General features: G+C 72.2%; 21 protein-coding genes and 2 tRNA genes. 9 read left to right on the top strand and 14 right to left on the bottom strand.

Features of this window, described 5'->3' with window-relative positions; genetic code table 11:
- Positions 1–64: 64 nt before the first annotated feature.
- The 3 genes from ABZW32_RS18775 to ABZW32_RS18785 form a co-directional block, all read right to left on the bottom strand.
- Positions 65–682: an ATP-dependent Clp protease proteolytic subunit gene (locus ABZW32_RS18775; protein WP_030229632.1), complete on the bottom strand. Its 618-nt coding sequence runs from the start codon at positions 680–682 to the stop codon at positions 65–67.
- Between the two features lie 288 nt (positions 683–970).
- Positions 971–2,362: a trigger factor gene (gene tig / locus ABZW32_RS18780; protein ID WP_356217248.1), complete on the bottom strand. Its 1,392-nt coding sequence runs from the start codon at positions 2,360–2,362 to the stop codon at positions 971–973.
- 178 nt (positions 2,363–2,540) lie between these two features.
- A tRNA-Pro gene (locus ABZW32_RS18785) sits at positions 2,541–2,617 on the bottom strand.
- A 179-nt stretch (positions 2,618–2,796) separates the two neighbouring features.
- Here ABZW32_RS18785 and ABZW32_RS18790 point away from each other — a divergent pair.
- Positions 2,797–2,867: transfer RNA gene (locus tag ABZW32_RS18790), tRNA-Gly, on the top strand.
- A 419-nt stretch (positions 2,868–3,286) separates the two neighbouring features.
- On the opposite strand, the gene ABZW32_RS18795 is transcribed toward ABZW32_RS18790, so the two are convergent.
- The 3 genes from ABZW32_RS18795 to ABZW32_RS18805 all read right to left on the bottom strand — a co-directional run bounded on the left by ABZW32_RS18795 (position 3,287) and on the right by ABZW32_RS18805 (position 5,504).
- A complete protein-coding gene (locus ABZW32_RS18795; protein ID WP_079426944.1) occupies positions 3,287–3,481 on the bottom strand; it encodes a hypothetical protein in 195 nt (64 codons plus the stop codon).
- Positions 3,482–3,657: 176 nt separating this feature from the next.
- A complete protein-coding gene (locus ABZW32_RS18800) occupies positions 3,658–4,113 on the bottom strand; it encodes an HD domain-containing protein (RefSeq protein WP_356217250.1) in 456 nt (151 codons plus the stop codon).
- Entirely contained in the window at positions 4,110–5,504 is a 1,395-nt protein-coding gene (locus ABZW32_RS18805; protein WP_356217251.1) for a pyridoxal-dependent decarboxylase, read from the bottom strand. The genes ABZW32_RS18800 and ABZW32_RS18805 overlap by 4 nt, the downstream gene beginning before the upstream one ends.
- 369 nt (positions 5,505–5,873) lie before the next feature.
- Here ABZW32_RS18805 and ABZW32_RS18810 point away from each other — a divergent pair, with 369 nt between their 5' ends.
- Positions 5,874–6,476, top strand: a complete 603-nt coding sequence (locus ABZW32_RS18810) for a DUF4232 domain-containing protein (RefSeq protein WP_356217253.1) — start codon at positions 5,874–5,876, stop codon at positions 6,474–6,476.
- Positions 6,477–6,571: 95 nt separating this feature from the next.
- Here the strand turns inward: ABZW32_RS18810 and ABZW32_RS18815 are convergent, their stop codons facing one another.
- A complete protein-coding gene (locus tag ABZW32_RS18815; protein WP_356217255.1) occupies positions 6,572–7,714 on the bottom strand; it encodes a PP2C family protein-serine/threonine phosphatase in 1,143 nt (380 codons plus the stop codon).
- 117 nt (positions 7,715–7,831) lie between these two features.
- Between ABZW32_RS18815 and ABZW32_RS18820 the strand changes: the two genes are divergently transcribed.
- Complete coding sequence (locus ABZW32_RS18820) at positions 7,832–9,070, top strand: GNAT family N-acetyltransferase (RefSeq protein ID WP_356217256.1); 1,239 nt, start codon at positions 7,832–7,834, stop codon at positions 9,068–9,070.
- A 25-nt stretch (positions 9,071–9,095) separates the two neighbouring features.
- Here the strand turns inward: ABZW32_RS18820 and ABZW32_RS18825 are convergent, their stop codons facing one another.
- On the bottom strand, positions 9,096–9,902 hold the full coding sequence (locus tag ABZW32_RS18825; protein ID WP_356217258.1) for a DNA-formamidopyrimidine glycosylase family protein: 807 nt from the start codon (positions 9,900–9,902) through the stop codon (positions 9,096–9,098).
- A gap of 76 nt (positions 9,903–9,978) precedes the next feature.
- Entirely contained in the window at positions 9,979–10,467 is a 489-nt protein-coding gene (locus ABZW32_RS18830; RefSeq protein ID WP_266839030.1) for a ribose-5-phosphate isomerase, read from the bottom strand.
- 218 nt (positions 10,468–10,685) lie between these two features.
- Between ABZW32_RS18830 and ABZW32_RS18835 the strand changes: the two genes are divergently transcribed.
- Positions 10,686–12,146 carry an amino acid permease gene (locus tag ABZW32_RS18835; RefSeq protein ID WP_356217260.1) on the top strand — a complete coding sequence of 487 codons (1,461 nt, stop codon included), beginning with the start codon at positions 10,686–10,688 and terminating at the stop codon, positions 12,144–12,146.
- An 80-nt stretch (positions 12,147–12,226) separates the two neighbouring features.
- On the opposite strand, the gene ABZW32_RS18840 is transcribed toward ABZW32_RS18835, so the two are convergent.
- Entirely contained in the window at positions 12,227–12,811 is a 585-nt protein-coding gene (locus ABZW32_RS18840; RefSeq protein WP_356217262.1) for a biotin transporter BioY, read from the bottom strand.
- Positions 12,812–13,095: 284 nt separating this feature from the next.
- Between ABZW32_RS18840 and ABZW32_RS18845 the strand changes: the two genes are divergently transcribed.
- Complete coding sequence (locus tag ABZW32_RS18845) at positions 13,096–14,517, top strand: amino acid permease (RefSeq protein ID WP_356217264.1); 1,422 nt, start codon at positions 13,096–13,098, stop codon at positions 14,515–14,517.
- Between the two features lie 82 nt (positions 14,518–14,599).
- On the opposite strand, the gene ABZW32_RS18850 is transcribed toward ABZW32_RS18845, so the two are convergent.
- Positions 14,600–15,382, bottom strand: a complete 783-nt coding sequence (locus ABZW32_RS18850) for an SDR family oxidoreductase (protein ID WP_356217266.1) — start codon at positions 15,380–15,382, stop codon at positions 14,600–14,602.
- A 190-nt stretch (positions 15,383–15,572) separates the two neighbouring features.
- Between ABZW32_RS18850 and ABZW32_RS18855 the strand changes: the two genes are divergently transcribed.
- Positions 15,573–17,003: an amino acid permease gene (locus ABZW32_RS18855; RefSeq protein WP_356217268.1), complete on the top strand. Its 1,431-nt coding sequence runs from the start codon at positions 15,573–15,575 to the stop codon at positions 17,001–17,003.
- Between the two features lie 184 nt (positions 17,004–17,187).
- Positions 17,188–17,844 carry a superoxide dismutase gene (locus ABZW32_RS18860; protein WP_030229612.1) on the top strand — a complete coding sequence of 219 codons (657 nt, stop codon included), beginning with the start codon at positions 17,188–17,190 and terminating at the stop codon, positions 17,842–17,844.
- A 128-nt stretch (positions 17,845–17,972) separates the two neighbouring features.
- Here ABZW32_RS18860 and ABZW32_RS18865 read toward each other — a convergent pair whose 3' ends face one another.
- The gene (locus tag ABZW32_RS18865) at positions 17,973–18,620 is read right to left on the bottom strand and encodes a DsbA family protein (RefSeq protein WP_356217270.1); all 648 of its coding nucleotides are present in this window, start codon (positions 18,618–18,620) and stop codon (positions 17,973–17,975) included.
- A gap of 127 nt (positions 18,621–18,747) precedes the next feature.
- Between ABZW32_RS18865 and pepN the strand changes: the two genes are divergently transcribed.
- Both pepN and ABZW32_RS18875 read left to right on the top strand, forming a co-directional pair.
- Positions 18,748–21,294 (top strand): aminopeptidase N, encoded by a 2,547-nt coding sequence (gene pepN / locus ABZW32_RS18870; RefSeq protein WP_356217272.1) that lies wholly within the window; start codon positions 18,748–18,750, stop codon positions 21,292–21,294.
- A 213-nt stretch (positions 21,295–21,507) separates the two neighbouring features.
- The gene (locus tag ABZW32_RS18875) at positions 21,508–22,467 is read left to right on the top strand and encodes a hypothetical protein (protein ID WP_356217273.1); all 960 of its coding nucleotides are present in this window, start codon (positions 21,508–21,510) and stop codon (positions 22,465–22,467) included.
- Here ABZW32_RS18875 and ABZW32_RS18880 read toward each other — a convergent pair.
- Both ABZW32_RS18880 and ABZW32_RS18885 read right to left on the bottom strand, forming a co-directional pair.
- Positions 22,443–23,342: a pyridoxamine 5'-phosphate oxidase family protein gene (locus ABZW32_RS18880; protein WP_356217275.1), complete on the bottom strand. Its 900-nt coding sequence runs from the start codon at positions 23,340–23,342 to the stop codon at positions 22,443–22,445. The genes ABZW32_RS18875 and ABZW32_RS18880 overlap by 25 nt on opposite strands.
- A 23-nt stretch (positions 23,343–23,365) precedes the next feature.
- A complete protein-coding gene (locus tag ABZW32_RS18885) occupies positions 23,366–23,827 on the bottom strand; it encodes a VOC family protein (protein ID WP_356217276.1) in 462 nt (153 codons plus the stop codon).
- Positions 23,828–23,914: the final 87 nt, after the last annotated feature.

Here is a 23,914-nt window from a genome sequence, read left to right on the forward strand (position 1 = left end):
TTCTGCGGGCTGAGGGTGCCTGTGCGGGCGTGGCGGTACGGCGGACCGTACGCCGGGGCCGGGATCAGGCCCCGGTGCCGCCGCCGCCGGGAACCAGGGAGGCGGCCGAGATGATCTCGTCGATCAGGCCGTACGCCTTGGCCTCCTCCGCCGTGAACCAGCGGTCGCGGTCGCCGTCGCGGATGATCGCCTCCACGGTCTGGCCCGAGTGGTGCGCGGTGATCTCAGCCATGCGCTGCTTGGTGCGCAGCAGGTACTGGGCCTGGATCTTGATGTCCGAGGCGGTGCCACCGATGCCGGCGGAGCCCTGGTGCATCAGGATGTCGGTGTTCGGCAGGGAGAAGCGCTTGCCGGCGGTGCCGCCGGTGAGCAGGAACTGGCCCATGGAGGCCGCCATTCCCATGCCGATGGTGACGACGTCGTTCGGGATGTACTGCATGGTGTCGTAGACCGCCATGCCCGCCGTCACGGAGCCACCGGGGCTGTTGATGTACAGGTAGATGTCCTTCTCCGGCTCGGCGGCCAGGAGGAGGAGCTGCGCCGTGATCTTGTTCGCGATGTCGTCGTCGACCTGCTGGCCGAGGAAGATGATGCGCTCGCCGAGCAGCCGGTTGTAGACATGGTCGCCGAGGCCGCCACCGATGGACGGCTCACCCGCGGCGTAAGGCTTCAGATTCGTCACGTATCCACCTGCTCGTCTCCGACGGCCACATGCCGTCTCAGCGTCTCGTTCTGGGGCGCGGACCTACCGGTGGGGCGATGCCCGCCGGCTTCGGGTACTCCCGTGCCCTCGTATTCATGGACCCTAACGCGCAGGTAGGACAACGCCATCCCGCTTCCCGAACTGTTCGCTCGGAGCGCAAGGTGACCGGGCCCCACGAGGAGGGTCACGAAGGGACGGCGAAGGGTCCGGACGCGACCGCGTCCGGACCCTTGCCACTACTGCTCCACGGGCTCGGCCCGGGGGGTGTTACTTGGCCTCTTCGGCCTTCACCTCGGTGTCACCGTCGACGGCGTCCTCGACGACCTCGGCGGCGGCCTCGGTCTCGTCCTCGTCGGAGAGGTCGATGACCTCACCGTTGGTGTCGACGACCTTGGCCTTCTCGACGACGACCGCGAGGGCCTTGCCGCGGGCGACCTCGCCGACGAGCATCGGGACCTGGCCACCCTCGACGACGGCCTGGGCGAACTGGTCCGGGGACATGCCCGAGGACTGCGCGCGGCGCATGAGGTGCTCGGTGAGCTCCTCCTGGTTGACGCCCAGCTTCTCCTTGTTGACCAGGGCGTCCAGCAGGAACTGGGTCTTGATGCCCTTGACGGCCTGCTCGGCGGTCTCGGCGTCGAACTCCTCGACCGTCTTGCCCTGGATCTCCAGGAACTTCTCCAGGTCAAGGCCCATCTGGCCGAGCTGGTGGTGCTCCAGGTTGTGCTTGCGGGTCTGGACCTCGTCCGCGAGCAGCTTCTCGGGGACGGGGATCTCCGCGAGCTCCAGGAACTTCTCCAGCACGCGCTCCTGGGCCTGGGTGGCCTGGTCGTACTGCTTCATGTTCTCCAGGCGCTTGCGGCTGTCCGCCTTGAGCTCCTCGAGGGTGTCGAACTCGCTCGCCATCTGGGCGAACTCGTCGTCCAGCTCCGGCAGCTCACGGGCGGAGACCTTGGTGACCTTGACGGTGACCTCGGCGTCCTTGCCCTCGGCGGAGCCGCCCTTCAGCTGGGAGGTGAAGGTGGCCTCGCCACCGGCCTCCAGGCCCTTGACGGCCTCGTCGATGCCGTCGAGGAGCTCGCCCGAGCCGATGGTGTAGGAGACGTCGCTGGCGACACCGTCCTCCAGCACCTCTCCGTCGACCTTGGCCTCCAGGTCGATGGTGACGACGTCGCCGTCCTGGGCGGCGCGCTCGACGTCCTTGGTGGACGCGAAGCGGCCGCGCAGCTGCTCGACCGACTTCTCGACGTCCTCGTCGGAGACCTCGATGGCGTCGACCTCGACCTCGATGCCGGAGTAGTCCGGGATCTCGATCTCGGGGCGCACGTCGACCTCGGCGGTGAAGGCGAGCAGCTCGCCGTCCTTCAGCTCCGTGATGTCGACCTCGGGCTGGCCCAGCGGGTTCAGGTCGGCCTCGTTGACCGCCTCGGTGTAGAACTTCGGGAGGGCGTCGTTGACGGCCTCCTCCAGCACCGCACCGCGGCCGAAGCGCTGGTCGATGACGCGCGCGGGGATCTTGCCCTTGCGGAAGCCCTTCACCGTGACCTGCTGGTTGATCTTCTTGTACGCCGCGTCGAGGCTGTCCTTGAGCTCCTCGAAGGGCACCTCAACAGTGAGCCGAACCCGAGTCGGGTTCAGGGTCTCCACGGCGCTCTTCACGGTTCGGTCTCCTTGTGGCTGACTGCTTGGGGTTCTGCCGGAACGCTGCGATTCAGCGGTTCGACGGATTCGGCCCGGTACATCAGACACACGGGCACGCAGCTTGCATAGTAACCGCAAGCGGCAATCAGCCCACAACGCGATCTTCGATACGTGATCTTGGTGCAGGCGGTACTGGTGGTCGGGGTGGCCGGATTCGAACCGACGACCTTCCGCTCCCAAAGCGGACGCGCTACCAAGCTGCGCCACACCCCGTCGGTGCGACACGTAGGGTACATGCCCGGAGACCCTCTGATGCGCGCGGTTTTCCGGCGGCCGCACGCGCGCGCGGCTCCGACGCCGGACGGGGCGACGGGAAAGGGGTGTGCGCTCCCCCTGTACGACCCGCTAGGATGCTGTCCGTGCCGAGGTCCCGGACCTGCGGCGCGCGTGTTGCGGGTGTAGCTCAATGGTAGAGCCCTAGTCTTCCAAACTAGCTACGCGGGTTCGATTCCCGTCACCCGCTCTGAAGCCGAAAGGGCCAGGTCAGAGGAGTTCTCCTCGACCTGGCCCTTCGCCGTTCCAGGGGCCCCGATCAGCCCGCCGCGCCCCCCGCGTGCCCGATCGGCCGGTGCGTGGTGGGGGCTCGGGGAATGGTGGGTTGGCGCGCGGCCGGCGCTGGCGGGTCGTCCGCTGGCCATCGACGTAGCCCGACCGTCGGTTGGGTATCGGACGGGTCTCCGATCCGCCCCCGGACAGGTCGGGGATGCAACCATTCACTTCGGAGCTGGAACCCCCGGAAGCCGGCCGCGCGCTGGAGACCATAGGCGGCGGCACCGACAACGGGCCGGGGCGGCCTAGGGTTCTCGCCATGCGTGACCGACCCGTCCTGCTACAGCCGGCCGTGAGGGTCGCGTGCGCGCCCGGGGCGCGCGGCGGGTCCCGTTAGAGCTTGATCCCCGCGATGGTGTCGGCGAGGGAGTTCAGGAAGCGGTTGACGTCCGGGGCGATGGAGCTGGACGCGAGGAAGAAGCCGAAGAGGACCGCGACGATCGCCGGGCCGGCCTTCATGTGCTTGCCGCGGATCAGGATCACCAGGATGATCGCCAACAGAACCACCACTGACAGCGAAATGGCCACTACTGATCACACCTTCGGTCGTCCCCTGGCCGGCCCGGGGCGCACGGCCGCGCACACCCCCACATGCACCATCCTCCCACCAACCGGGCCCGGCTACCCGTCCCGTGACGAATCGCCACTGCCTCTTTCCCGCCAAGCGGACCCGCACTCGGCGCATTTCGGGCATGGGGTACGGGTCACGGGGTGGTGATGCCGAGGAGGGAACGCACGTACGCGTACTTCGCGGTGAGCCGGTCCCGGGTGGGGGCGTCCAGTACGGAGAGGCGTACGGGGTCGGCGTTGTGCGCGAGGTCGGCCTCCTTGACGAGGGCCGCGCCGGGGGTGGCGAGGATGCGGGCGGCGTACTCCTCCACCGGCTCCCCGGGGCGCTTGGTCAGGGCCAGCACCATGGCCTTGACCTCCTGCGGGACGGGCGTCGCGGCGAGCTCGTCGGGGGTGAGGGCGTCGTCCTCGACGGAGTCGTGGAGCCAGGCCGCCGCCTGCTGCGCCGGGGTGCCGCCGCGCAGGCGGACGCCCTCGGCCACGGCGGCGAGGTGCTCGGCGTAGGGCCTGCCGGCCTTGTCGGTCTGTCCCTCGTGCGCCCCGCGGGCGAGGGCTTCGACCTCGAGGAGGGTCAGCGGTTGCTGCGTCATGCGATTCCCTTCGCTGCCGTTCGGAGGGCCTGGGCGGCCCGGCGCACATCCGCCTGCGTGGTACGCCAGTTGGAGAACGCCGCGCGCAGGGCGGGGGTTCCCCCGTAGACGGTGGGGGTGACGAAGACCTCGGCGCCGGCGGCCTCGCGCAGGGCGGCCAGGCGTTCGGGGGTGGGGGCGGTGGCCAGGGTGAAGCAGACGACGTTGAGGCGGACCGGGGCGAGCAGGCGCAGGGCCGGTTCCCGTTCCAGTTCCTCGGCGAGGGCGTGGGCGCAGTCGACGTCGCGTTCGACGATCTCGCGGTGGCCCGCACGGCCGTAGGCGCGGAGCGTGAACCAGGCGGCCAGCGCCCGCAGCCGGTGGGAGTTCTCGGGGGTGAGGTGGACGAGGTCGGGGTCGTCGCCGAGGGGGCCGAGGTAGGCCGCGGAGTTCTGGAAGACGCGGGTCTGCAGGTCGCGGCGGCGGGTGAACTGGACGGCGCTGTCGTAGGGGACGTTGAGCCACTTGTGCAGGTCGACGCAGACGGAGTCGGAGGCGTCGAGGCCGGCGGTGAGGTGGGCGTGGCGCGGGGAGAGGGCGGCGAAGGCGCCGAAGGCGGCGTCGGTGTGCAGCCAGAAGTCGTGGCGGGGGCGCAGGGCGTCGAGGGCGGTGAGGTCGTCGAAGTCGACGGTGTTGACGGTGCCGGCGTTGGCGACGACCACGGCCGGGCCGGAGCCGTCGGCGAGCGCGCGGTCGAGCGCGGCGGGGTCGACGGCCTCCCGGCCGGGGAGCGTGGGCACCCGTACGAGGCTCGCGCGGCCGAGGCCGAGGACGGAGAGGGCCTTGGCGATGGAGGAGTGCGGGGCGCCGGACAGGACGCGGACGGGTCCGAGGGCCGCCGCGCCGTCCTCGGCCGGGGAGACGCCGAGGCGTTCGCCGAGCCATTCGCGGGCGATGGCCAGGCCGACGGTGTTGGACATGGTGGCGCCGCTGACGAAGGTGCCGGTGTGGGCGTCGGAGAGGCCGAAGAGGCCGCGCAGCCAGCCGGTGGTCTCGCGTTCGAGGTGCTGGCCCGCGCCGTCGAAGGCGGAGTTGGAGTTCTGGTCGTGGGCGGCGGTCAGCCAGTCGCCGGCTAGGGCGGCGGGGGTGGCTCCGCCGGTGACGAAGCCGAGGTAGCGGGGGCCTGCGGAGGCGGAGAACCGGGGGGCCCAGCGGGACCGGAAGGCCTCCAGGGCCGCTTCGGTGCCGCTGCCGTGCTCGGGGAGCGGCTCGGGGGCGGGCGGGGCGGCGGCCCCCGCGTCCGGTACGACGGGCCGCGCGTCGAGCGTGGCGAGGGCCTCGGCGGCGGCGCGGCGGGTGGCGTCGAGGAGGTCGGGCAGACGGGCCAGATCGGCGGCGAGGGTGCGGTCCATGGCGGCACGGTAGGCCTCCGGCGGTCGCGGGGAACGGGCCAATCCCCATCGATTGGCCCGCCCGGCCGAGCGGTACCGCCCGGGGGGCGGGAGACGGGTCCGGCGGGGCGGGCGGGTCCGGTGGGGCGGGCGGTGGCGGGCGGCACGGGCGGCGGCGGGCGGAGCGGGGGCGGGCGGCACGGGCGGGGGCGAGCGGGCGGGCGGCACGGGCGGGGGCAGGCGGCGGCGGGCGGCCGGAACGGCGGGCGGCGGCGGGCGGCCGGAACGGCGGGCGGCGGCGGGCGGCCGGAGTGGCGACGGGCGGCACGGGCGGCGGGGAGAGTGACCGATCGCCGGTCGGTGACCCGGTGGGCGGCCTACGCTCCACGGATGAGCGGACCTGGGTGGGGCAGACGTGTGGGCGCTGTGGCGGGAGCGTGGGCCCTGGCGGGGGCGCTGGCGGGGTGCGGTGACCTCGCCGAGCGGCTCGGGGAGTCGCCGCCGCGGGCGGAGCCGGTGCCGTGCCCCGAGGGCGGGGTGCGGCTGATGGAGGGCGAGGGGAACGCCGCGATGGGGCTGCGGGTCTCCGACGTCAGGCTCCTGAACTGCGGTACGGCGGTCTACGAGCTGGAGGGCTACCCGGAGGTCCGGCTGCTGGACCGGGGCGGGAGGCCCGTCGAGGTGTCGGTGGCACCGGGCGGGAACGGGGTCGTGGCGGCGGGCGAAGGCGACGGCGAAGCCGCGCGCAAGGTGGTGCTGCGGCCGGGCGAGGCGGCGTCGACGAGCCTGCTCTGGCGCAACCTGGTGACGGACGGGGCCGGTGATGCCGCCGAGGGCTGGCTGCTGGAGGTCGTCCCGAAGCCGGGGGCGCCCCGGGGGAGGCTGGAGCTGGAGCACGCGGTGGACCTCGGGAACACGGACCGCATGGGGCTGGGCCCGTGGCGACTCCCCGGGGCACCCCCCACCGCCCCGGGCCCCTCCCCCCTGCCCTGACCACGATCGGCCCGACGACGGCCCCGGGGACCGGGCGGGCACCCTCGGGGCAGGGCCGTCCAGCGGGCTCCCCGCAGGTGTGGGCCCGGGGCTCGTCAGGGGGAGCGGCGGATGAGGAGGAGGGCTCGGTCGTCGTTGACGTCCTTGGCCACCTTCTCGATCAGGTGCCACGCCGCGCCCTCCCACCCCGCCGCCACGTAGCGGTCCGCCTCGCCGGTGAGGCGGTCGATGCCCTCGCTGATCTCCCGCTCCGCGGTCTCGACGAGCCCGTCGGTGAACAGCATCAGGACGTCGCCGCGCCGCAGGTTGCCCCGGGCCGGGGTGAACTCCGCGCCGTCGTAGACGCCGAGCAGCGGTCCCTCCCCGGTGACCTCCCGCCAGCGGCCGGTGCCGGCGGAGAGCTGGAGGGCGGGGAGGTGGCCGGCGGAGAGCAGTTCGTAGTCGCCGGTCTCCAGGTCCAGGACGAGGTGGATGGAGGTGGCGAAGCCCTCGTCCCAGTCCTGGCGCAGCAGGTAGCCGTTGGCGGCGGGGAGGAAGTCCCGGTGCGGGAGGGCGCCGAGGAGGCCGCCGAAGGCTCCGCTCAGCAGGAGGGCGCGCGAGCCCGCCTCCATGCCCTTGCCGGAGACGTCGGTGAGGACGATCTCCAGGGTGCGGCCGCCGTCGGTGCGGGCGGCGACCACGAAGTCGCCGGAGAAGGACTGGCCCCCGGCCGGCCGCAGCGCCATCTCGCGGTGCCAGCCGCGCGGCAGGGCGGGCAGCTTGCTCTGGACCCGGATCCGTTCGCGCAGGTCGAAGAGCATGGTGCCGCCGCGCCGCCAGGGCACGCCGACGCGGCTGCGGAACTGGGCGATGACCAGCCCGAAGAAGCCGCAGGCGGCGACCACCAGGACGGTTCCCGGGGTGACCCGGGCGGGCCCTTCGGTGTACGGGCCGAGCACCAGGGCCTCGACGATCAGGGCGGTCGCGGAGGCGGCGTAGAGGGCGAGCAGGCTCGCGGGCCGCAGCAGCAGGCCACCGGCCACGATGGGCAGGACCAGGGCCGACGGGGAGAACCAGACGGGCAGCATCAGGGTGCCGCAGGCGATGGCGGGGACGGTCAGCAGGAGCCCGGCGAAGGCGAGCCAGTCGGAGGCGTCGCCGCGGAAGTAGTCGACGGCGGATTTGCGCAGCGCGGTGCGGGCCCGGTGCCACAGCATGCGCGTCCGGGCCCTGAGCGTCTCCACACGTGCTCCGGCCATTGCATCGGGACCCTATCCATCCTGGCTGTGCCCGCGCAGGGGTACCCCCGTACCGCGGGCCCCTCGGCGCTCGAAAACACGTCGACCGCGACGGAACGCCCTGGTAAGGATGACCACATGGCTCTGGAGATGCGTGTTTTGTCAATGGATGAGTGGGACGTCTGGTTCGATCATCTGGAACTGGCGTTCGGTGGCGTGCCCGAATCCCCGCAGCACCGGAAGACCTTCCGGTCCCTGACCGAGCCGGAACGTTCACTCGGTGTCTGGGACGGCGAGGACTGCGTCGGCTCGGCCTCGGCCTTCAGCTTCAAGCTCTCGGTACCGGGCGGCGGCGAGCCGGTTCCGGCGGCCGGCGTGACGATGGTGGGCGTCGCCCCGACGCACCGCCGCCGCGGAGTGCTCACGTCGCTGATGCGGCGCCAATTGGACGATGTCCGTGCGGGTGGCGAGCCGATCGCCGTGCTGACGGCCTCGGATCCGGCGATCTACGGACGCTTCGGCTACGGCACCGCCGCCTACGCCCTCTCCGTGAACGTCGACACGACCCGGGTGCGGCTCTCCGTGCCCCCGGGGACGGACGACGTACGGCTGCGCCTGGTCGACCCGGAGAAGGCCCTGCCCGACTGCGAGCGGGTCTACGCCCGGCTGGTCGCCCGGCGTCCCGGCATGCCGGCGCGGCAGCCCGGCTGGGGCCTCAAGACGCTGCTCGACCCGGAGGGGCAGCGGGGCGGGGCCTCGCCGCTGAAGTGCGTGGTGGCCGAGGGAGCGGACGGCGAGGTCGTCGGGTACGCCCGCTACCGGGTCGCGCCGGACTGGGAGCAGAGCGGCTCGGACGGCAAGGTCCAGGTCCAGGACGTGGACGCGCTGCACCCGGCGGCGTACGCGGCGCTGTGGCGCTACCTCTTCGGGATCGACCTCACCTGGAGCGTGCGCGCGTTCGGGCGGCCGGTGGACGATCCGCTGCTGCACCTGGTCAGCGACGTCCGGCGGGCCCGGACGCGGCAGCGGGACGCGCTGCACGTGCGGCTGGTGGACCTGCCGGCGGCGCTCGGTGCGCGGGCCTACGGGGCCCCGCTGGACGTGGTCCTGGACGTCGAGGACGCCTTCTGTCCGTGGAACGCGGGCCGGTGGCGCCTGACGGCGGACGCGGACGGTGCGGCGCGGTGCGAGCGGACCGAGGAGGGGGCGGACCTGGCGCTGTCGGTACGGGAGCTGGGCTCGGCGTACCTCGGCGGGATCACCCTGGCCTCGCTGGCGGCGGCGGGCCTGGTGCGCGAGCTGCGTCCGGGCGCCCTGACGCGGGCTTCCCGCGCCTTCGCCGGGGACGTCGCGCCGTGGCTCCCGCACGGCTTCTAGGCCCTGGCGGGACGGGCCCCGGCGGTCAGCGGGACTGGCAGCCGGGGCACCAGAAGAGGTTGCGGGCGGCGAGACCGGCGGTGCGGATCTCGCTCCCGCAGACGTGGCAGGGCATGGCGGCGCGCCGGTAGACGTACACCTCGCCGCCGTGGTCGTCCACGCGCGGCGGGCGGCCCATCGCCTCGGGCAGGTGCTCGTCGCGCACGGTGTCGATCCGGTTGTTCCGCACGCCCTCGCGCATCAGTGCCACCAGGTCGGTCCAGATCGCGTCCCACTCGCCGCGCGAGAGGTCCTTGCCGAGCCGGTACGGGTCGATGCCGAGCCGGAAGAGGACCTCGGCGCGGTAGACGTTGCCGACGCCCGCGACCACCTTCTGGTCCATGAGCAGGGCGGCGACGGTGGTGCGGGAGCGGGAGATCCGTCTCCAGGCACGGTCCGGGTCGTCGGCCGGGCGCAGCGGGTCGGGGCCGAGCCGGTCGTGTATCGCCTTCTTCTCGCCCTCGTCGACGAGGGCGCACGCGGTGGGGCCGCGCAGGTCGGCGTAGTGGTCCTCGTTGAGCAGCCGCAGCCGGACCGTGTCGGTGGCCGGCGGGGCGGGGGCGGGGCCGAAGCCGAGCTTGCCGAAGAGGCCGAGGTGGATGTGGATCCAGGCGTCGCCGAGTTCCAGGAAGAGGTGCTTGCCGTGGGCTTCGGCGCCCTCCAGCTCGCGTCCGTCGAGGAGGGCCGCGCTCTCGGCGAACCGGCCCTGGGGGCTGCTGACCCGGACGGGCCGGGCGGCGAAGCGCTCGGTGTGGTCCTGGGCGAGGCGGTGGATCGTATGCCCCTCGGGCACGGCACTGCTCCTACGTCCGGGTGGGTCGCGCCGCCGGACGGGGTCCGGCGGCGCGGCGTCTCACCGGTGAACCCGACTACTGGTCCTGCGGGTGGTGGGCGGGGATGGGGGGGAGCTCGCCGGTCTGCTCGTAGGCGGTAAGCATGTCGATGCGGCGGGTGTGGCGCTCCGCCCCGGAGTACGGGGTCTTCAGGAAGGCGTCGATGAAGGCGACGACCTCGTCCTGGGTGTGCATGCGGCCGCCGACGGAGATGACGTTGGCGTTGTTGTGCTCGCGGCCCAGCTCGGCCGTCTGGACGCTCCAGGCCAGGATGGCGCGGATGCCCTTGACCTTGTTGGCGGCGATCTGCTCGCCGTTGCCGGAGCCGCCGATCACGATGCCGAGGCTGTCCTCGTCCGCGGCGGTCCGCTCGGCGGCGCGGAGGCAGAAGGGCGGGTAGTCGTCCACCTCGTCGTAGATGTGGGGCCCGCAGTCGACGGGCTCGTGGCCGTTGTTCTTGAGCCAGTCCACCAGGTGGTTCTTGAGCTCAAAGCCGGCATGGTCGGATCCGAGATACACGCGCATGGGTCGAGTGTGGCATGCGGGCGCCTGAAGATCGGCAGAGGGTGTCGCGTATGTCACTTCTAAACCTCAAGTAAACCCAAAGAACCCAGACGGGGCGGGTCGGGACCTTGATCGCGACTTCCGGGCCTCAGGCAACTATCGGAAGAAGGTCTTCCGAACTGGCCGGAAATCGGGTTTGAATGCCGCAACTCGAAACCCGAGAACCTAAGGAACCGTCCATGAGCACCACGACGACCCTTCAGAAGGCAGGCGACCCGACCGGTGAACCCGGATCCGCCAAGCCCTCCGACGGTCTGAAGGCCGGCCTCAAGAACCGCCACCTGTCCATGATCGCCATTGGCGGCGTCATCGGCGCCGGCCTCTTCGTCGGCTCCGGCGGAGGCATCGCCAAGGCCGGTCCGGCCATCCTCCTGTCCTACCTGCTCGTCGGCGCCATGGTCGTCTTCGTCATGCGGATGCTGGGCGAGATGGCCGCCGCGAGCCCGAACTCGGGCTCCTTCTCCGCCTACGCCGACCGGGCGCTGGGCCGCTGGGCCGGCTTCTCCATCGGCTGGCTCTACTGGTTCTTCTGGGTCGTCGTGCTGGCCGTCGAGGCCACCGCGGGCGCGAAGATCCTCGAAGGCTGGGTCCCGGCCGTCCCGCAGTGGGGCTGGGCCCTGATCGTCATGGCGGTCCTGACCGTCACGAACCTCGGCTCGGTCGCCTCCTACGGCGAGTTCGAGTTCTGGTTCGCGGGCATCAAGGTCGTCGCCATCGGCGCCTTCGTGATCGTCGGCCTGCTCGCCGTCTTCGGCGTGCTGCCGGGCTCGGACAACCCGGGCGCGGGCTTCGCGCACCTGACCGACGCCGGCGGGTTCATGCCGAACGGCTGGGGCTCGGTCCTCACCGGTGTGCTGATGGTCGTCTTCTCCTTCATGGGCAGCGAGATCGTCACCCTGGCCGCCGGCGAGTCCGAGGACCCGCGCCGCGCCGTGACGAAGGCCACCAACTCGGTGATCTGGCGCATCGGCGTCTTCTACCTGGGCTCGATCTTCATCGTCCTCACGCTGCTGCCGTGGAACGACAAGTCGATCGTCGACAAGGGCTCCTACGTCGCCGCCCTGGACTCGATCGGCATCGCGCACGCCGGTCAGATCATGAACGTGATCGTCCTGACGGCCGTCCTGTCCTGCCTGAACTCGGGCCTGTACACCGCCTCCCGCATGGCCTTCTCGCTCGGTGAGCGCGGCGACGCGCCCAAGGCCTTCGCAAAGGTCAGCAAGCGGGGCGTGCCGGTGGCCGCGATCCTCGGATCGGTCGTCTTCGGCTTCGCCGCGGTCTACTTCAACTACACCTCCCCCGACACGGTCTTCAGCTTCCTGCTGAACTCCTCGGGTGCGATCGCGCTCTTCGTGTGGCTGGTGATCTGCCTGACCCAGCTGCGGATGCGCGGGATCCTGATGCGCGAGGCGCCGGAGAAGGTGACGGTGAAGATGTGGCTCTTCCCGTACCTGACCTGGGCCACCGCCGCGATGATCACCTTCGTCCTCGGCTACATGGTCTACGACAAGGACAACCGCGAGACCGTCCTGCTCTCGCTGCTGGTCGCCGCCGTGGTCGTGGTGATCGGCGTGCTCCGCTCGGCGCTGCGCCGCAAGGACGCCGTCGAGGCCGTCGCCGACGCCTCCGTCGACGCCTAGCCCTCCCGGCCGCCCACGCACAGCAGCCCCGGACCGCGCTCGCGGTCCGGGGCTGCTGTGCAGCGGATCGGGTACGGGGCTCAGCCCCGGCGGCCCGCCAGCTTCCAGGCGGCCGGCAGGGCGCCCATGGCGAGCGCGGCCTTGAGGGCGTCCCCGATCAGGAACGGGACCAGGCCCGCCGCGACGGCGGCGCTCAGGGACATGCCGGTGGCGGCCATCAGGTACGGCACGCCGACCGCGTAGATGACGGCCGAGCCCAGCAGCATGGTGCCCGCCGTGCGTGGCACCGAGCGGTCGGCCCCGCGCCGCGCGAGCGCGCCGACGACGGTGGCGGCGAGCAGCATGCCGAGCACGTAGCCGAAGGAGGCGCCGCCCGCACCGGAGGTGCCGCCGGCGAACCACGGCACGCCGGCCATGCCGACCAGGGCGTACAGGGCCAGCGAGAGGAAGCCGCGGCGGGCGCCGAAGGCGGCGCCCACGAGCAGGGCGGCGAAGGTCTGGCCGGTGACCGGGACGGGCGAGCCGGGAACGGGAACCGAGATCTGCGCGGCGAGGCCGGTGAGCGCGGCTCCGCCGACGACGAGCGCGATGTCGCGGACGCGGCTCGCGGGCAGCAGGTCGGCGAGGACGGCGCCGGGCCGGAAGGAGACGGAAGCAGTGCTCATCGGGGGGCTCCGCGAGGTGGTGATCGACAGGACACCGTGAGGCTACGGCGGGCCGTGGCGCCGCCCCACCGCCGGGCGGGACAAAGGCGTACTCCCCGGTTTGGTGGAGACCGTACAAAGACCCGCCCTTACACCCGAGTCGGAGTGATCCTCGTCACGGGCCACATTCGACCACACGTCCTTTTTGCTCCTGCGGGTGTCCTGCGGCCAGACTGTAGGTTCCCGCCAATCCCCCGTGCAGCCGCCAGCGCCGCTTGGCCGACCGAGAGTACGAGCATCTCCTCATGCGCGACCACCTGCCCGACCCGAACGTCACCGCGGGCGACCTGCCCCCGGAACCCCTCAGCCACAGCCTCAAGCAGCGCCACCTGACCATGCTGGGCCTCGGCGGCGTGATCGGCGCCGGGCTCTTCGTCGGCTCCGGCGCCGGCATCGGCATCGCCGGACCCGCGATCATCTGCTCCTACCTGCTCGCGGGCGTCCTCGCGATGCTGGTGATGCGGGCGCTCGGCGAGATGTCGGCCGCGATGCCCGCCTCCGGTTCCTTCTCCGTGTACGCGGAGAAGGCCCTGGGACGCTGGGCCGGTTTCTCGGCCGGCTGGCTCTACTGGTTCCTGCTGGTCGTCGTGCTCGCCGTGGAGGCGACCGGCGCCGCGAAGATCGCGAACGGCTGGGTGCCCTCGGTCGACCAGTGGGTGTGGGTGCTGATCTTCATGGTGGTCTTCACCGTGAGCAACCTGGCGGCCGTGAAGAACTTCGGCGAGTTCGAGTTCTGGTTCGCGGCCCTCAAGGTCGGGGCCATCGTCCTGTTCCTGGTCCTGGGCACCCTGGCGATCTTCGGCCTGCTCCCCGACACGGACCCCGTGGGCGCGGCCAACCTGACCGGTCACGGCGGCTTCTTCCCGGCCGGCTTCGGCGGGGTGGTCGCCGGCATGCTCGCGGTGATCTTCGCCTTCGGCGGCCTGGAGGTCGTCACGATCGCGGCCGCCGAGTCGGACGACCCGGCCCGCTCGGTGGCCCGCGCGGTGCGCAGCGCGGTGTGGCGCATCCTCTTCTTCTACGTCGGCTCGATGCTGGTCATCGTGACCCTGCTGCCGTGGGACTCGCTGAAGCCGGGCCAGAGCCCGTACGTCGCGGTGCTGGACTCCATCGGGATCCCGGCCGCCGGGCAGATCATGAACATCGTGGTGTTCGTGGCGCTGCTGTCGGCGCTGAACGCCAACCTCTACGGCTCCTCGCGCATGGTGTTCTCCCTGGCCGAGCGCGGCGAGGCGCCCGGGGCCCTGCTGAAGGTGTCCGGCGGCGGGGTGCCGCGCCGAGCGGTGTTCGCCTCGGTGGCCTTCGGGTTCGTGTCCGTCGTGCTGAACCTGCTGTGGCCGGACACGGTGTTCCTCTACATGCTCAACGCGGTCGGCGCGGTGCTGCTGTTCGTGTGGGCGCTGATCGCGGTCTCGCAGCTGCGGCTGCGCCGGATCCTGGAGCGGGAGATGCCGGAGCGGCTGACGCTGCGGATGTGGCTGTTCCCGTACCTGACGTGGGCGGCGCTGCTGGGAATGGCGGCGGTGCTGGTGCTGATGCTGTTCGACGACTCGGCGCGACCGCAGCTGCTGTGGTCCTCGGGCGCGGCGGCCGTGGTGCTGCTGGTGGCGTGGCTGCGGGAGGTGCGCGAGCGCCGGGCCGGGACGGTGGCGGCCGACAGGGCGTAGCCGTGCGCGCGTACGCCCGTACGCGCGCGGGACGAGCGGATACCGGGACCCCCGCGCCGTGGCGCGGGGGTCCTCGCCGTCCTCAGGTGCGCAGGTAGGAGGCCCCGTTGACGTCGAGGACGGTGCCGGAGCTCCAGAGCGCCGCCGGAGAGGCCAGGTAGAGCACGGCGGAGGCGATCTCGGCGGGGTCCGCGACCCGGCCGAAGGGGCTCTGGGCACGGATCGCCTCGCCCTCGGGCCCCTCCAGGCGGCCGGCGACCCGTTCGGTGGCGACGAACCCGGGGGCGACGGAGGCCACCGCGATGCCGTGCGGGGCCAGGGAGACGGCCAGGGACTGGCCCAGCGCGTGGAGGGCGGCCTTGGTGGCTCCGTAGGCAGGGTGGTCGGGTTCGCCGCGGAACGCGCCGCGGGAGCCGACGTTGACGATGCGGCCGCTGCGGCCGGCTCCGATCATGCGGTGGGCGATGCGGTGGCTCAGGTGGGCCGCGCCGAGGAGGTTCACGTCGACGGTGCGCCGCCAGGCCTCCTGCCAGTCCTCCCAGGAGGTGTCGGCCAGGGGGTGGCCGACCATCACGGCGGCGTTGTTGACCAGTACGTCCACCCCGCCCAGCGCGGCGTCGGCGGCGTCCGCCAGCTCCGCGACGCGGGCCGGGTCCGCGAGGTCGGCGGCCAGCAGCGCGTGCCCCTCCCCCTCCAGTGCGGCGAGGGTCTCCTCGGCGTCCGCCCCGCGGGCGGAGCAGTGCACGGCGACCCGGTCGCCCTGCGCGGCGAACGCGGCGGCGATCGCCCGGCCGATGCCCCGGGAGGCGCCGGTGACGAGGACGCCCCGGCCGGTGGCCGGCAGTGGTGTGGCGGTCCGGTCCATGGTGCGGCCCCTCTCGGCGCGTCGCCGGGCGCGGCCCGCCCGGTCTGCCGCGAGCGTACGGACGTGATCACGATCCGTGAATCGCCCGTCCGTATAACGGACAAGGAACGTCCGGTGAGCGGACACTCGGCACACTGGGGCCCTTCGCACCAACCCCCGCACACTCCGCACACCGGACAGGCACACCCCCATGAGCCAGAGCAGCAGCACCCTCGCGCCGCCCCCCGGGCAGCAGGCCCCCGCCGGATCCCCCCTGGGCAACGGCCTCAAGCAGCGCCACCTCTCGATGATCGCCCTCGGCGGGGTCATCGGCGCCGGGCTCTTCGTGGGCTCGGGCGCCGGGATCGCGGCGGCGGGGCCCTCGATCGTGCTCGCGTACGCCGTCTCCGGGCTGCTGGTGATGTTCGTGATGCGGATGCTCGGCGAGATGTCCGCCGCCAACCCCGCCTCCGGCTCCTTCTCGGTGCACGCCGACCGGGCGATCGGCCCGTGGGCCGGCTTCACGGCCGGCTGGATGTTCTGGATCCTGCTGTGCGTGGGCGTGGCCATCGAGGCGATCGGCGCGGCGCACATCATGACGGGCTGGTTCCCCGGCACCCCTTCGTGGATGTGGGTGCTCGTCTTCATGGCCGTCTTCTGCGGCAGCAACCTGGGCGCCGTCTCGCGCTTCGGCGAGTTCGAGTTCTGGTTCGCCGCCCTGAAGATCGGGGCCATCGCCCTCTTCCTGGGCCTGGGCACCCTCGCCGTCCTGGGCCTGCTGCCCGGCACCTCCTCCCCGGGGGCCGCCAACCTGGTCCACGACGGCGGCCTGCTGCCCAACGGGGTCGACGGCCTGCTGGTCGGCCTGCTCGCCTCGGTCGTCGCGTACGGCGGCCTGGAGACGGTGACCATCGCCGCCGCCGAGTCCGACGACCCGGTCAGGGGCGTGGCCAAGGCCGTGAAGACCACCATGTGGCGGATCGCGGTCGTCTACGTCGGCTCGATGCTGGTGATCGTGACCCTGCTGCCCTGGAACGACCCCGCCGTCACCGAGGTCGGCCCCTACGCCGCCACCCTGGACCACCTGGGCATCCCGGCCGCCGGCGAGATCATGAACGTGGTCATCCTGATCGCCCTGCTCTCCGCGATGAACGCCAACATCTACGGCTCCTCGCGCATGGCCCACTCCCTCGTCGCCCGGGGCCAGGGCCCCCGGGCCCTGGGCAAGGCCACCGGCGGCGTGCCGCGCCGGGCGGTGCTCGCCTCCTGCGGCTTCGGGTTCGTCACCGTCCTGCTCTCGTACTGGTACCCGGACACCCTGTTCGCCTGGCTGCTGAACATGGTCGGCGGGGTCGTCCTCATCGTCTGGGGCTTCATCGCGGTCTCCCAGTTCGTGCTGCGCCGGCGCCTGGAGCGGGAGGCTCCCGAGCGGCTGGCCGTGAAGATGTGGGGCTTCCCGTACCTGACCTGGGTGGCGCTGGCCGGTGTCGCCGGGGTGCTGGTGCTGATGGCCCTGGGCGAGGACACCCGGGTGCAGGTCCTGTTCACCGGCGGGCTGACCGTGGCCCTGGCCGCGACCGGGTACGCCGTGCAGCGCCGGACCGCCGCCCGCGAGGGCTCCACGGGCTCCGTTCCGATGTAACACCCCCGTCGGACGGCACGTCAGAGGCCGGGTTCATGCGATCGCATGAGCCCGGCCTCCGGCGTTCCGGAGGTCCGCTCAAGAGAGGCGACCCTTACTCGAAGCGCGGAATAGATACTGCTAGCGTGCAGTTGCGCATTAATTGCAATTAGCGATTGGCACGCTGAGGGGACCGGACACACGCATGGCCATCTACACGCTTCCTGAGCTTCCTTACGACTACGCGGCGCTGGAGCCGGTGATCAATCCGCAGATCATCGAACTGCACCACGACAAGCACCACGCGGCCTACGTCGCGGGCGCCAACACCACGCTGGAGCAGCTGGAGGAGGCGCGCGACAAGGAGAACTGGGGCGCGCTCAACGGCCTGGAGAAGAACCTCGCGTTCCACCTCTCCGGCCACATCCTGCACAGCATCTACTGGCACAACATGGCCAGCCCGAAGACCGGCGAGGGCGGCGGCGAGCCCACCGCCGCCGACGGCCTGGGCGACCTGGCGGACGCGATCACCGAGTCCTTCGGCTCCTTCGCCAAGTTCAAGAAGCAGCTGACCTTCGCGTCCTCCGCGACGCAGGGTTCCGGCTGGGGCGTGCTCGCGTACGAGCCCATCAGCGGCCGTCTGATCGTCGAGCAGATCTACGACCACCAGGGCAACGTCGGCCAGGCCTCCGTGCCGGTCCTCGTCTTCGACGCCTGGGAGCACGCCTTCTACCTGCAGTACAAGAACCAGAAGGTGGACTTCATCGAGGCCATGTGGAACGTCGTCAACTGGCAGGACGTGGCCAAGCGCTACGCCGACGCCAAGGCGAACACCCCGCTGCTGATCCCCGTCAAGGGCTGATCGCCGCTTCCCCGAACCCGTCCGCCTCGTGATCGTCTTCTCAGCCTTCACCGGCGGGCGTGTACAGCGGAGGACCCCCGTGAGGACGTGACTCACGGGGGTCCTTTGCGTCGTGCGGGCCCGGCGGACTACTCGAAGCTGGGGCCCTTGTCGCGGGTGCGCTTGATCTCGAAGAAGCCCGGGACGGAGGCCACGAGCAGGGTGCCGTCCCACAGCCGGGCGGCGTCCTCGCCGCGCGGTGCCGGGGTGACGACCGGCCCGAAGAAGGCGACGTCCCTGCCGTCGGCGCCGGGCACGGAGATCACCGGGGTGCCGACCTCCTGGCCGACCCGGTCGATGCCGTCCTCGTGGGAGGCGCGCAGCTCCGCGTCGAAGGTGTCCTTCAGCCCGAACGCGGCGAGCTCCGCCGGCAGACCGACCTCGGCCAGCGCCTCGGCGATCACCTCGGGGGTGTTGCCGCGGCCCTCGTTGTGGATGCGGGTACCGAGCGCCGTGTAGAGCTTGCCGGTGATCTCCTTGCCGAACTTCTGCTCGGCGGCGGTCACCACGCGCACCGGGATCCAGGCCTGCGGGCCGAGCATCTCCCTATAGGCCTCGGGCAGCTCGTCGAGCTTGTTCTCGTTGAGCACGCCCAGGCTCATCACGTGCCAGCGGACCTCGATGTCGCGGAGCTTCTCGACCTCCAGCACCCAGCGCGACGTCATCCACGCCCAGGGGCACAGCGGGTCGAACCAGAAGTCGACGGGGGTCTTCTCGCGCACCTGCGTGTCGGCCATGTCTCTCCTCAAGTCAGCCAAAGCCGTGCTCACCGGCCATCCCCCTGGCCAACCGGTCCGGGCCCGCGCTCATTCCCCCGTGCGAGGATTCGAACCGACGACCACGATCACGCACGAAGGAGTGCACGTGCCCGGAGAGAACCTGTCCCGAGACGAGGCCCGCGAGCGGGCCGGACTGCTGTCCGTCGACGGGTACGAGGTGGCCCTCGACCTCAGGTCCGCCGTCGACGAGGCCGAACCGGCCGAAGGACCCAGGACCTTCCGCTCGGTGACCACCATCCGCTTCCGGGCCGCGACGCCGGGCGCCGCCTCCTTCGCGGACCTGATCGCCCCCTCGGTCAACTCCGTCACGCTCAACGGCCGCGCCCTCGACCCGGCCGCCGTCTTCGACGGGGCCCGGATCGCCCTGGAGGGGCTCGCCTCCGAGAACGTCCTGGTCGTGGACGCGAACTGCGCGTACAGCCGGACCGGCGAGGGCATGCACCGCTTCGTGGACCCGGAGGACGGCGAGGTCTACCTCTACACGCAGTACGAGCCGGCGGACGCCCGCCGGGTGTACGCCAACTTCGAGCAGCCCGACCTGAAGGCCCCCTACCGCTTCGAGGTCGCCGCGCCCGAGGGCTGGCGGGTGTGGAGCAACGGCGCGGAGGAGTCCCGTGAGGGGCAGGTCCGGCGCTTCGCCGAGACGGCGCCCATCTCCACGTACATCACCTGCGTGGTCGCCGGGCCGTACCACTACGTGACGGACACCTACACCCGCGGGGACCTGACGATCCCGCTCGGCGCCATGTGCCGCAAGGGGCTGGCCAAGCACTTCGACGCGGACGACGTCTTCCTGGTCACCAAGCAGGGCTTCGACCTCTTCCACGAGATCTTCGACTACCCGTACCCCTTCGGGAAGTACGACCAGGCCTTCGTCCCGGAGTACAACCTGGGCGCGATGGAGAACCCGGGGATGGTGACCTTCCGCGAGGAGTACATCTTCCGCGGGAAGGTCACCCAGGCGTCCTACGAGCGGCGCGCGAACGTCATCCTGCACGAGATGGCGCACATGTGGTTCGGCGACCTGGTCACCATGAAGTGGTGGGACGACCTGTGGCTGAAGGAGTCCTTCGCGGACTTCATGGGCTCCTTCGGGCTCGTCGAGGCCACCCGCTTCGACCAGGCCTGGGTCACCTTCGCCAACAGCCGCAAGGCGTGGGCGTACCGGGCCGACCAGCTGCCCTCCACCCACCCGATCACGGCCGACATCCGTGACCTGGAGGACGCCAAGCTGAACTTCGACGGGATCACGTACGCCAAGGGCGCCGCGGTCCTCAAGCAGCTCGTGGCGTACGTGGGCCGGGAGGCGTTCCTGGACGGCGCGCGGCGCTACTTCAAGGCCCACGCCTACGGCAACACCACCCTGGACGACCTGCTGTCGGTGCTCGGGGAGGTCTCCGGGCGGGACATGGCCGAGTGGTCGCGGGCCTGGCTCCAGACGGCCGGCGTGAACGCGCTCACCCCGGTGGTCACCACGGACGCGGACGGCCGGATCACCGAACTCGCGGTGCTCCAGGAGGGCGACGAGCTGCGCCCGCACCGGGTCTGCGTGGGTCTGTACCGGATCGAGGCGGGCGCGCTGGTGCGCTACGCGCGGGCCGAGGCGGACGTGGCCGGGGCGCGGACGGCGGTCGCGGATCTGGCCGGGCTGGACCGTCCCGACCTGGTCCTGGTCAACGACGAGGACCTCACCTACTGCAAGATCCGCTTCGACGGGGCCTCCCTGGAGACGCTCCGCGGTCACCTCGGCGACCTCACGGACCCCCTCGCCCGGGCCCTGTGTTGGTCGGCGCTGTGGAACCTGACGCGCGACGCGCTGATGCCGGCCCGGGACTTCCTCGCGCTGTTCCTCGCCCACGCCGGCCGGGAGACCGACGTCGGCGTGCTCCAGATGCTGCACGGGCAGGCGCTGAGCGCGGTCACCCACTACGCGGCGGACGGGCGGCGCGAGCAGAGCGGCCGGGACCTGGCGGCGGGAGCCCTGCGCGAGCTGCGGCTGGCCGAGCCGGGGTCGGAGCACCAGCTGACCTGGGCCCGGTTCTTCGCGGCGAGCGCGACGACCGAGGGCGACTTCCAGCTGCTGCTGGGCCTGCTCGACGGGACGGCCCGGATCGACGGGCTGGACGTCGACCAGGAACTGCGCTGGGACTTCCTGCTGCCGCTGGCGGCGCACGGTTCGGTGGACGAGGGCGTGCTCGGCGCGGAACTCTCCCGCGACGACACGGCATCGGGCAAGCGGCACCAGGTGCGGTGCCTGGCGGCGCGGCCGTCGGCGGCCGTCAAGGACCAGGCGTGGGCGGCGGTCGTCGAATCGGACGCACTGTCGAACGCGCTGGTCGAGGCCACCATCGACGGCATGCAGCAGCCCTCGCGGCGCGACCTGCTCGCCCCGTACGCCGACCGGTACTTCGAGGTGATCGAGCGGATCTGGGCGCAGCGTTCGATCCAGATCGCGATCCACGTGGTGAAGGGGCTCTACCCCATGCTCCAGGACTCCCCGGCCACGGTCGAGGCGACCGACGCCTGGCTGGCCGGTCACCCGGAGGCGGCGCCCGCGCTGCGGCGGCTGGTCCTGGAGTCCCGCGACGACCTGGCCCGCGCCCTGCGCGCCCAGGCCCGCGACGGCGCCTGACCCCGGCCGTCGGCGGGGCCGGGCTTCCGGCCCCGCCGACGGGGCGAGGGCACGCGAGCGGAACCGACGGGCGACCGGCGACCGGAACCGGCGACGGGCGAGGGCACGTCATCGGCAGTCGAACGCCCGTACTTTAGCCCCGTCTTGTCCTGATTTGCCGACGAACGTGTAACAGGCGTTAGCGAGGCCATGGCCTGAGGGAATCACCGCGTCATGAACCAGAACGCACCCCTCCCCCTGGCCCACCTCACCGCCAGCCGCCCCCGCGTGCTGACCCTCGCGCAGCTGCGGGAGCACGGCGTCAGCGCCGCCGAGGCCGCCGGGCGTCCCTGGCAGCAGGTGCTGCCCGGGGTGTTCCTCCTGCACTCCGGCCCCGCGACGAGCGAGGAGCGGCTGCACGCCGCCCTGCTCTACGCGGGCCGGCGCGGGGGCGAGGTCATGATCACCGGCCTGGCGGCGCTCGCGCTCTACCGGTTCTCCGCCGCCCCGGCCCTGCCCGGCCTCGCGCACATCGACGTCCTCGTGCCCGGGACGCGCCGGCTGCGTTCCACCGGCGACGTCCGGATCGTGCGCGCCCACACCCCGCCCCGGCCGCTGGAGGTGACGGGCCTGCCCGTGGCCCCGGTGGCGCGGGCCGTCGCCGACGCCGTCGCCCAGCTCTCCGACGCCGACGCCGTACGCCGCCTGCTGAGCGAGGCCGTCCGCGCCGGCCACTGCGAACCGGCGGCCGTCGTACGGGAGCTGACGGTCGCCCGGCTGCTGAACCGGCCGCACGTGGTGGACGCCGTGGAGGCCCTGCTCGCCGAGGGCCGGGCCATCGCCGAGGACCGGCTGTACCAGCTCGTACGGGGCTACGAACTCCCCGAGCCCGTCTGGAACGTGGACCTGCGCCTGCCCGGCGGCCCGCACCTCGGCGGGGTGGACGCCTACTGGCCCGAGCAGGCCGTCGCCATCGAGATCGACACCCGCGCACCCCGCCAGGGCGAGGACGAGGACTGGGCCGAGGCCGTCCGCAAGCGGGAGACCCTGGAGCGCCTCGGGGTGACCGTGCTGCACCTGACCCCGCGCAAGCTGCGCGACTGGCCCGAGCAGCAGGCCGCCGTCGTCCGGACCGCCCTGACGGCCTCCGCCGACCGTGAACCCGCCGCCTACCTGGTCGTACTGCCCCGGTGAACGGGCGGGTTGGCCGGGGAGTACTCCGGGGCGCTCCAGCGCAGCCGCCCCGGATGCAGGGCCTCCACCACCGCTTCGACCGTGAAGCGCACCCGCCGCTCCCCGTCGCCGCCGAACTCGGTCCGGGCCCGCCCGCTCAGCTGGAGCAGCGCGCCGCTCTCCCAGTGGGGGAAGAGCAGCCCGGCCCGGTCGTCGGTGACGAGGTTGCCCAGGGTCAGGAACATCGCGTTCCCCGGATAGTCCGGCCAGGCCAGCTCGGTCGGCGAGAGCACCTCCACGAAGCCCGGCATACCGCCCCGGTGGCTCGCGTCGGTCCCCTGCGCCCCCGCCGCGGTGGCGATGAAGAAGGTGTCCGCCGCGCGGACCGCCCGCTCCTGGCCGGGGGTGAGCGCCGGTCCGCGCCACAGGACTCCCGGCCCTTCGGCCACCAGCTCCAGCGGCTGTCGCTTCTGGAGGTACTTCGGGCAGTTGGAGAAGACCTCCTCGGCCGCCACCGCGAAGCCGCCCGGGGTCGCGGCGAGGGTGCCGTTGAGCCGCATCCTGCGCCGGGTGCGCGGGTCGAGGGCGATCGTGCCGACCCGGGTGCCGTCGGCGGCCAGCGCCCCGGCGAGGGGGTCCCCGTCCGGCAGGCCGCCACGGACCGCGATCCGGTCCGGTCCGGTGGCCCGCGCGAATCCGGGCGCGCCGGTGAGCAGCGAGGCCCACAGCCGCCCCGCGCCGTCGGCGGCGCCGACGACGAGGTGGGGCTGGAGGGCGAGGAAGGCGGCCGCCACGTCCCGGATGCCCGGACTGATGGAGCGGCCGACGTGCTCGGCGAGCTCGCGGACGCCGACCCGTTCCTGGACGGCCAGCGAGCCCTGGTGGTACCGGCCCATGACGGTTCCCCTTCCTTGAGGGCCTAGAAGAACCCGCAGGTCGGAGCATCTGCGGTCGGGGCGGGAGCACCCTCGGCGCCGGTCGGCACGGAGATCTCCAGCCGGGTGCCGTCCGGGTCGTGGAAGAAGATCCCGCCGGAGGCGGCGCCCTCGCGGTGGGCGACGACGCCCTCGTGGGCGAAGTCGACGCCCAGGCCGCGCAGCCGGTCCTCGTACGCCCGGACCTCCTCGATCGCGCCGGCGGAGAAGGCGAGGTGGTGCAGTCCGGCCGCCCGCGGGGCGTACCGGTCGTCCGCCTGCTGCCAGAGGGTGAGGACGAGCTCCCCGTCGCGGCCCAGGAAGGCGAAGCGGCGGCCGTCCTCCTTGCCCTCGCCGAGGAGCTCGAAGTCCAGGGCGTCGCGGTAGAAGGCGAGCGAACGGTCCAGGTCGGTGACGTTGAGGCCCACGTGGCCCGTGCGGAGCGTGCCGACGGTGGTGGCGGTCATGAGGGTTCCCTTCAGCAGTTCTAACCTTCTAAATCGAGATTAGAGGTTAGAGATCCGGGCGTCAACCGGTCACGTACCCTTGAGGGG

The organism is Streptomyces sp. NPDC004667 (genome assembly GCF_040609475.1).
Classification (GTDB): Bacteria; Actinomycetota; Actinomycetes; order Streptomycetales; family Streptomycetaceae; genus Streptomyces.